Here is a 2,464-nt window from a genome sequence, read left to right on the forward strand (position 1 = left end):
GACAGGGGTGTCTTCCGGCGTCGTCACCGATTGGTTGTTGCCCAGCGGATCGCCATTGCCATCAACCAGTACCGGTGCGTCGTTGACCGGCGTGACGTCGACATTCACCGTCACCGTGTTGCTGCCACCATGGCCGTCTTCAACGGTCACCTGGAAGCTGTCTTTGCCGTTGTAGTTAGCCCCCGGGGTGTAGCTCCAGCTGCCATCGGCAGCCACGCTGACGGTACCGTGTGCAGCATCGCCACCGCTAGCCAGCTTGAAGGTCAGCACATCACCCGCATCGACATCCGTTGCGGTGACCTTGCCGGTAACCGCCGTGTCTTCAGGCGTGGTGGCATCGGTGGCAGTGGCCACCGGGTTGCTGTTCGGGCCGACGTTGACCGATACGGTCAGCGTGCTGGTAGCGCCGTCCGGATCGCTGACTGTGACCGCAAAGCTGTCGTTGCCATTGAAACCGGCAGTCGGGGTATAGGTATAGCTGCCATCCGGGTTGACGGTGACGGTGCCGTGCGCCGGATCACCACCGATGGCCACAGCGAAGGTCAGCTTGTCGCCATCGACATCGCTGCCGGTCACGGTGCCGTTGAACGGCGTGTCCTGATGGGTGGAGATCGATTCGTCCTGGCCCACTGGTGCATCGTTGACGGGGGTAACGCCGACATTGACCACCAGCGTATCCGTACCGCCCTTGCCATCGCTGACGGTGACGGTGAAGCTATCCGCGCCGTTGTAGTTGTTGGCCGGGGTGTAGGTCCAGTTACCGTTGGCATCGACAGTGACGGTGCCATGCACCGGGTCGGCGCCCTTGGCAAAAGTCAGTGCATCGCCATCCGCATCGGTAGCGGTCAGCGTACCGCTGACCGGGGTGTCTTCCGGCGTGGTCACACTGGTGCTGTTGCCCAGCGGGCCGTTGTTGTCGGTGAATACCGGCGCATCGTTGACCGGGGTCACATCGATGCTGACTGTGGCCGTATTCGTGCCGCCGTGGCCATCACTCACAGTGTAATCAAACGAGGCCGTACCGCTGAAGTTGGCTGCCGGGGTAAACACCAGGTTGCCGCCAACCACGCTCAGGGTGCCATGCTGGATGTTCTGTGCCGATCCCACACTCAGCAGATCGCCATCGACATCCGTATCGTTGCCGAGCAGATCGGCAAACTTGATGGTGACGGGCGTGCCTTCGCTGGTAGTGAAATGGTCGGCAACCGCCACCGGTGCATCGTTGACCGGTGTCACGCCCACACTGACGGTGATGGTATCGCTACCCCCCTTGCCATCGCTGACGGTGACCGTGAAGCTGTCGGCGCCGTTGTAGTTGCTGGCCGGGGTATAGGTCCAGTTGCCGGCAGCGTCGACGGTGACATTGCCGTGCGCAGGATCGGTGGCCTTGGTGAAGCTCAGCGCATCGCCGTCGGCATCGGTAGCGGTCAGCGTACCGCTGATCGGCTTGTCTTCGGCAGTGGTGACAGATTCGCTGATGCCGACCGGTGCAACATTGCCCGGCACGACGGCATTGACGGTCACGCTGACGGTGGCGGTCGCCGTGCCGCCGTGGCCATCGCTGACGGTATAGGTGAACTGGTCGTTACCGGTGTAGCCGGCGTTCGGCGTGTAGACCGGGTTGCCGGTAACGGCATCGATCACCACCGAGCCGTTTGCGCCCTGTGTAACGGTGCTGACGGTCAGCGTATCGCCATCCGCATCCGTGTCGTTGCCACGCACCGCGATGGTCACGCTCGTATCCTGCGTGAGGCTGGTGCTGTCATCCAGGGCAGTCGGCGCGGTATTGACCGGCGGCAATGCATTGACCGTCACGTTGACCGTGGCGGTAGCCGTACCGCCGTGGCCGTCGCTGATGGTGTAGGTGAACTGGTCGCTGCCGGTGTAGCCGGCATTCGGCGTGTAGATGGGGTTGCCGGTGGCGATGTCGACTACCACCGAGCCATTGGCACCCTGCGTGACGCCGCTGACGGTCAGCGTATCACCGGCATCCGGGTCGGTGTCGTTGCCGCGTACGGCCACGGTCACGCTGCCGTCCTGCAGCACGGTGGTGCTGTCATCATTGGCAGTCGGCGCGTGGTTGACTGGCGGAACCACGGCATTCACACCGATGTTCACGGTCAGCGCGGTGGTACCGCCGTTGCCATCATTGACGGTGACGGTGAAGCTGTCGCTGCCGGTGTACTTTGCATCCGGCGTATAGGTCCAGTTGCCGCTGGCGTCGACAACCACGCTGCCATGCGCCGGGTTGCTGCCCTTGCCGAAAGTAAGCGCGTCGCCATCCACATCGGTGGCAACGGCCTTGCCGCTGACAGGGGTATCCACCGGCGTGGTGGCACTCTGGTTCGCGCCCACCGGTGCATCGTTGACGGGCGTGACGCCCACATTGACGGTCACGGTATCGGTGCCACCCTTGCCATCGCTGACGGTGACGGTAAAGCTATCGTTGCCGTTGTAATTGCTG

The 2,464-nt window shown here is 63.0% G+C and carries 1 protein-coding gene; it reads right to left on the reverse strand.

Translation table 11 applies throughout. The features are described from left to right. A partial coding sequence (locus tag IGB42_RS21755; RefSeq protein WP_159675646.1) for an Ig-like domain-containing protein occupies positions 1–2,464 on the reverse strand: 2,464 nt, incomplete at both ends.

It is taken from the genome of Andreprevotia sp. IGB-42 (assembly GCF_009848685.1).
Lineage (GTDB): Bacteria > Pseudomonadota > Gammaproteobacteria > Burkholderiales > Chitinibacteraceae > Andreprevotia.